Source organism: Ruminococcus champanellensis 18P13 = JCM 17042 (assembly GCF_000210095.1).
GTDB classification, from domain to species: Bacteria; Bacillota; Clostridia; order Oscillospirales; family Ruminococcaceae; genus Ruminococcus_F; species Ruminococcus_F champanellensis.
Window position 1 is genome coordinate 764926 of the sequence record NC_021039.1, and the last position, 6530, is coordinate 771455.

The 6530-nt window shown below is 55.1% G+C and carries 4 protein-coding genes; 3 read left to right on the forward strand and 1 reads right to left on the reverse strand.

From position 1 onward, the window contains the following. Positions 1-2796: a glycoside hydrolase family 2 protein gene (locus RUM_RS03395; RefSeq protein WP_015557815.1), complete on the reverse strand. Its 2796-nt coding sequence runs from the start codon at positions 2794-2796 to the stop codon at positions 1-3. Positions 2797-3018: 222 nt separating this feature from the next. Between RUM_RS03395 and RUM_RS03400 the strand changes: the two genes are divergently transcribed. The 3 genes from RUM_RS03400 to RUM_RS12825 form a co-directional block, all read left to right on the forward strand. Beyond that, the gene (locus RUM_RS03400; RefSeq protein ID WP_015557816.1) at positions 3019-4263 is read left to right on the forward strand and encodes a CapA family protein; all 1245 of its coding nucleotides are present in this window, start codon (positions 3019-3021) and stop codon (positions 4261-4263) included. A 503-nt stretch (positions 4264-4766) separates the two neighbouring features. After that, positions 4767-5606, forward strand: coding sequence for a cohesin domain-containing protein (locus RUM_RS03405; protein ID WP_015557817.1), 840 nt, complete (start codon positions 4767-4769; stop codon positions 5604-5606). Between the two features lie 60 nt (positions 5607-5666). Next, positions 5667-6530: hypothetical protein (locus RUM_RS12825; RefSeq protein ID WP_041326241.1), on the forward strand; the 864-nt coding region annotated here is incomplete at its 3' end.

A 6530-nucleotide genomic window follows, 5' to 3' on the forward strand; every position in this document is an offset into this window, starting at 1 on the left:
TTAGATAAACAGCTCGGTCAGCTGCTGTGGCGTCAGCTCCTGTCGGGGTTCAAACCTGTCGGATGCCATATACCGGTACAGTGCATCCGTGAACGCCTGCACCTCGATGCGTTCTGCGATCTCACCGAGCCGGATGGTGCAGACCATGAGCCTGCCAGTACCAACCCTCGCCTCAAAAAGGATGCCCAGCTTATGATTCCGCTCAAAGTTGTCGATCATCTGTACCATAGGGCGGATGTGGGGTGCGGCATGCTCCAGCACGGCGCAGTTTGCGTGGGTTACCAGGTCATACCACTGGGGGGTAGTGCAGTGAGCCCGGGCAAAGTCGGACAGGGCGGGATGCGCCTGATCCACCAGCAGTCCCATGGTTCCCACGGCAACGGGTCTGTCCATACTTTCACAGATCTGCCGGAACATGGGGTAGCACCAGAAGTCCGTACAGTAAAAGCCCTCCACCACTTCCTTGACGGTCTCCGGCAGCAGCAGCACCCGTGCGCCCCTGTCCAGCATGGTCTGGGCTTCGGCGGCGGTATACGCCACCCGGATCGCCGGGGGCAACTGAGGCTTTTTCCGGGGGTATACATATATAATATAGCCGTTTTCCGTATCCGCCTCCGGGATTTCCAGGGTCAGGGTCAGACTGCGTGTGATCTCCGTCTCCGGCAGCCGGGTTTCGATCTGTCCCAGGGTCACAAGCCCCATGGGTGCATCCGGCAGCGGGAAGCTCCCGGCGGCAAGACATGCATCTCCAGCAGTCAACCGCCAGTGGGCAGTGCCGGTCAGACCGGGGCGGTAGCACCGGAGCTGTACCTGCGCCCGGAAGAATTCCCCGGCGGCATAGTTGAACCGGTCAAATTCTGCCAGCAGCACAACGTCTGAGCAGAAGCCCCGCCACTGCTTTTCGGAAATCAGCCCCTTGCTGTCCATAAAGGCGTCCAGCATGCCCACCAGCGCCGTGCCCTGTCCGGTGAAATCCTGTAGATCCAGAAGCTGGAATCCTGCAATGTGCCGGGAGCGCATGACCGCCTCAATTTCCTCCTTATAGCATTGGGCAGCCAGATGACCGGAGGCAAGGAAGAAGTCCCGTGCCTGTTCCTCCATGCCCGCATCCCGGAGCCATTCCCGGAACACTTCAAAGTTCCGTGCCTGCAGCACTCCGGTAAACTTGGGGATTTCCTCGAAATCCGGGTATACGGTATATTGCCCGATCTCGTGGGTGACAATGGGCTTGTGGGGGATCAGTCCCTCTGCCTGCTGATCCACCCGGATGGTTTTGGTGCCTGTGCCGTACTGGATCTGGATCTCCGCAGCGCCTGCTTCAGCGGATTCCTGCTGCACCGGGAAAATCAGCGGGTCATAGCTGTGATCCGTGGAGGGGCGACAGGTCTGGATATGCCCCAGGGGCAGATCGCAGTTGGCGTAGGAGCCCCGGATGAGACGCTCCTTACTGAGCCGCACCCCGGAGAAGAAATCGTCCTCCTCCAGGATACAGGGCCAGAACTGAAAGTTGTTGGAGCCCTGGGTATACAGGTGCCGGGGGTCCGTCTCCCGGTAATCCCGGAGGATTTCTCCCATTCGCTGGCTGCTGCCCCACAGCTCGTTGCCCAGGGACAGCATGCAGAAGGAGGGGTGGCTGCCGAAGGCACGGAGCATCCGGAAGCCTTCCTCCACCAGGTATGCCTGTTCTGTTTCATTGTACTGTTCCTCCCCGGGAGCAGCCAGGGTACCCCAGAAGGGAAGCTCCGGCTGCATGTAGATACCCAGCAGATCCGCAGCGGCAAAGGCAGCCTCCGGAGGACAGGAGGTGTGGTAGCGGTAGTGGTTGATGCCATAGGCTTTGGCGATGCTGAGCAGCCGGAGCCACTCTGCCAGATCCGTGGGGGCGGCACCGGTGAGAGGAAAGAGCATGCCATCGTGCTTGCCCCGGAGCATGATGGGTGTGCCGTTGACCTGGAACTCCATGCCCTTTGTGCTGAGGGATCTTAACCCGAACCGGATCACTGCATCACCGGGCACATCCGGCATGGACAGGTGCAGCTCATAGACCACCGGTGTATATTCGCTCCACAGCAGCGCATCCTCCCCAAGGGGGATCAGCAGGGAGAAGGTGCCTTCCGTATCAGCATCCAGATCAGTCCGGATGGGGGAGATCTCCCGGATGCAGGGATCGTCCTTGCTGAAGGCTTTGCCGGTAACCGTCAGCGACGTATGGGCAGCCCCCCGGAGCATGCCCCGCAGGGTGACGCTTTTGTGGGCTGCATCCGGATATGCCTGCAAATCCGACAGATGCACCGGAGGAAGCACCGTCAGAGAGATCTCTCCGGTGATGCCGTTCCAGTTGGTCTGGGTGTCCGGAGAGGTCATATGCCCGCCCTTGGTGGGGTAGTCCGTGTTGCTGACGCAGATGGTGATGGTGACCGGGGAGGGATCCTCCAGCGCCGGCAGCCGGTAGCAGTGGGGGGTGGTCAGACTGTCACAGCTGCCCAGTTCTGTGCCGTTGATCCACAGCCGGGTCATGCGGGTACGTTCCAGGGTCAGCAGCAGAGGCTTATGCAGATCCTCCGGGGCAGGGGTGAAGGTGGTCTGGTACCATGCCCAGCCGGAGAAGGGGTAGCACTCGGTGAGGTAGCCGGTATTCCGCGATGTATTATAGGTACCCTTTTTCGCCTGGGCAGTGGTGCCGGGCAGTGGAATGGTATCCGGCAGGACGGTGGCGAAGAATTGCTCCCGAACGCCGTTTTTGTCCGGATCCATGGCGAAGCGCCAGATGCCCGAGAGGTCATATTGCTTGTACATGGTGATAGCTCCATTCTTATAAAGTCGCATTGTCATTATATCGGATTTCCCGGTAACATGCAAGGCGATCCGGCAAAGTGGAGATAATCTGACAGCAACAGGATTTTTTCACAGATTTCTTGCATTGTTCTGCAAAGTGTGATATAATGTAGCGGTTAAGGCGGCATCCCGCAGGGTTATATATGAGGCGTTGTGCCTCAAGCAATCAGGAAGGAAGATTTAATGCGTATCAAAAAGGGTAAGCTGGCGGCACTGCTGTGCGCAGTGCTGCTTTTGCCGGGCTGTTCGTTCCAGTCCATCAACAACAGCGGTTCGGGGCTGCTTTCCCAGAGCAGTCCGTCAGATTCTCCCCAGAGCAGTGCTGAAGAAAGCCGGGAGGAGCCTACCACAGAGCCGGAGAATCGGAAGGTTCGAGTGGTGGCAGTAGGGGACAACCTGGTGCAGACCGGGGTGCTGCGGGCTGCCCAGTCCTATTCCACGGACGGTACCTATGACTTCGGCCCCTGCTACGAAAACGTGAAGCCCTACATCCAGGCAGGGGATGTATCCATCATCAACCAGGAGACGCTTATTGCCAACGATGAGTTCCCCATTACCGGCTCCAATTTTAATTTCAATTCTCCCACACAGCTGGGACAGGCGATTCTGGACGCTGGCTTCAACGTGATCACCATGAGCAACAACCATATGCTGGATAAGGGCATAGACGGGCTGATCGCCACCATGAACTACTGGGACAACATGCGGGCGAAGAATGACATTACCGTGGTGGGCGCCTACCGGGATCAGGAGGATATGGAAAATATCCGGATCCGGGAGGTCAACGGGGTGAAGATGGCGTTTGTGGCGTTTACGGAGCACACAAACGGTATCCCCATGCCAAAGAATACGGACGTGAAGATCATCCTCACCTCGGACACGGAAACCATGAAGTCCCAGATCAAAGCGGCGGACGCCATTGCAGACGTGGTGGTGGTATCCGTACACTGGGGCATTGAGGATTCCTTCGTGGTGTCCGATCAGTGCCGGGAGCTGGCGCAGGATTTTGTGGACTGGGGCGCAGACGTGATCCTGGGCAGCCACACCCACACAGCGGAGACCATGGAATACCTGACCCGGCAGGACGGCACCCAGGGCTTTGTGTTTTACTCTCTGGGCAACTTCATTTCCGCCCAGACTGACAGCTTCAATATGCTGGGAGAAATGGCGGACTTTGATATCATTGTGGATGGTCAGACCGGCGAGGTGCTGATCTCCGACGTAAAGGTGATTCCGGTGATCACCCATTACGATGACGGGAAGCTGCGGAACCTACGCCTGTATCCCTATAGTATGTATACCGAGGAGTTGGCAAACAGTCACGGACTGCCGGTGGCGCCTCTGGGTACAGCGAAGAAGTTCAATATGGACGTGCTGAACAAGTACATCCAAGACAATATTCCGGTGGAATTTCAGAAGCTGGACTGACCGTTTCGGGCAGATCAGCAGTTATGTCACAAAAATTTTACAAAAGCGGCTGCGGCAGGGAAAACTCACGCAGCCGCCTTTTCTTTTGGCGAAAAAGTATCACCCGGCGCATTGAAATTTGTGAAAGAGGTATAAAAACAGCTTGACTTTTTCCGACAGATGCCATATAATAAAAGTGTCCGAGAAAAAGCAGAGAGATGCTTTACAAGCTGTATTTTTTTTAACCCGGACAAGGGTGGACGGAATGCGGTTTTTGCCATTATACACAAGGGTTTTCGATCTCTTTTATAGAAAACCACAAAAAGCAGGCAATCTCTTGACTTTGACTTGGGAAATCCCTATAATGAATGTATGTGAAATCTTTCAATTGGGTAGGTGTACCCTGTTGACGGATTTGCGTGCTTTCGTGGGGAGAGCATACGGCTTGGTCCGGATATAAGAAAAGGAATGGTCACTTAAATTCCTTTGATTATATAAAACAAAATTCAAAAGGAGGAAAGAAGATGAAGGCGAAAAAACTGATCGCAAGCTTGCTGGCGATGTCCATGACTGCGGCAGCCGTTGGTCTTGCAGTACAGGCAGCAGACACCGTTACGATTTCAGTTGGTAACGATACGGTCGCTGCCGGTGAGACCTTTTCGGTTGACGTCAGCTTAAGCGGCATTCCGGCAACAGGCGCATGCGCCGTTGATTTTGCTGTTGAATTCGATTCTTCATTGGTAACGATCAGCGACGTGAAGACAGGCGCACTGTGCGACACGGGGGCTGCATCCGCCGAGGGGAATATCAACGCAGATCTGGCGGACACCACATTCGACTGGAATGTTGCAGATGATCTGGTTTGTCTGACATGGACCACCGGTCTGCTGGATTCCAGCTACTGGCTCAAGGACGGCGGCGTGTTTGTGACCATCACCGGTACGGTGAACGCAGACGCAGCAGCAGGCTCCAAGGCAGCATTCAACATCGTTCCGGTTGACCGTGAGGTTTTGCCGGGCAGCGGCACCAAGAATCAGGAGATTCTGGTGGGATATGTAGACGACAGCTTGGTGGATCACAACTATACAACAGCTACCAAGACCGGCTATGTAACTGTAGCAGGCGAAACAGGTGACACTCTGTATGGTGACGTAAACTGTGATGGGGAAGTAACCATTTCGGACGTTGTTATGCTGTCCCGTTATGTAGCACAGGACACGGAGCTGAACCCGGTTCCCAGTGCACAGGGTCTGAAGAATGCTGACTGTGAGAGCAACGGCAACATTGACGCTGGCGACATCACCGCCATCGCGCGCTACCTGGCTCACCTGATCGAAGCTAGTCAGCTTGGTCCGCAGGCTTAATCTGGCGCTCCTCAAAAAATGAACACGCATGTTCCTTGACCGGAACAGAAAGGAAGAGTTATGAAGAAGTTTATTTCTGCTCTGACAAGTGTGTGCATCGCTGCAACCTCACTTGTAGGCGCAACCATGACCACTGTCACAGCAGCTGGTGAATTGGAGTTCACTTTTAAGGAAAGAAGCACATCTTCCACAACCTTCAACATTTCCGCTGCTGATCTGGCAGCAGGTGATGTAACCGTAGACTGCGACGTGATTATTACAAATTATGTTCCTACCTACGGCTTTGGTCTGAAGATGGACTTTGAGAACACCGACACCAACACCATCTACGATGCAAGCACTGCAGAGAATCCCTACTTTGCATTCACCGAAAAGACCCAGTTCGACAAGACTGGTCCGTTTACTGACGTTTGGGGCGTTGAGGACGGCACATATGAACCTCAGCCTGGTCTGAGTGCAACCAAGATCGCAAACTACTCCATGATGAACTTCGTATGGCGTACTGCGGCTACACTGGACGATGACTCCACTCCGACAAACGCATACTTCATTCCGGATACTACCAACCCGCTGCTGAACATTTCGTTCACTGTCGCTTCCGACACACCGGCTGGTACATACATCCTGGACATCAAGACCGAGCCCTACACCAACACCACTGGCGGTGCAGTTTCCACCGGTCAGAGCAAGATTAACAACGTAGACGGCGAAGTCGTTCCCTTTAAGACTGTTCCGCTGACCATCGTTGTTGGTGATGCTGCAACGACTACAACCACCGCTGCAGCAACAACCACAAAGGCACCTGCAACTACAACAACCGCAGCTCCTGCTACTACCACAAAGGCTCCTACCACTACTACCAAGAGCGAGGCTCCGGTTGGCGGTGTTGTTTACGAGATCGCAACTGTAGAGGGCGAAGCTGGT

What these genes read in the sequence shown, in the direction of transcription:
- RUM_RS03395 (WP_015557815.1), bottom strand. Translation starts at nt 2,796, where the DNA reads ATGTACAAGCAATATGACCTCTCGGGCATCTGGCGCTTCGCCATGGAT.
- RUM_RS03400 (WP_015557816.1), top strand. Translation starts at nt 3,019, where the DNA reads ATGCGTATCAAAAAGGGTAAGCTGGCGGCACTGCTGTGCGCAGTGCTG.
- RUM_RS03405 (WP_015557817.1), top strand. Translation starts at nt 4,767, where the DNA reads ATGAAGGCGAAAAAACTGATCGCAAGCTTGCTGGCGATGTCCATGACT.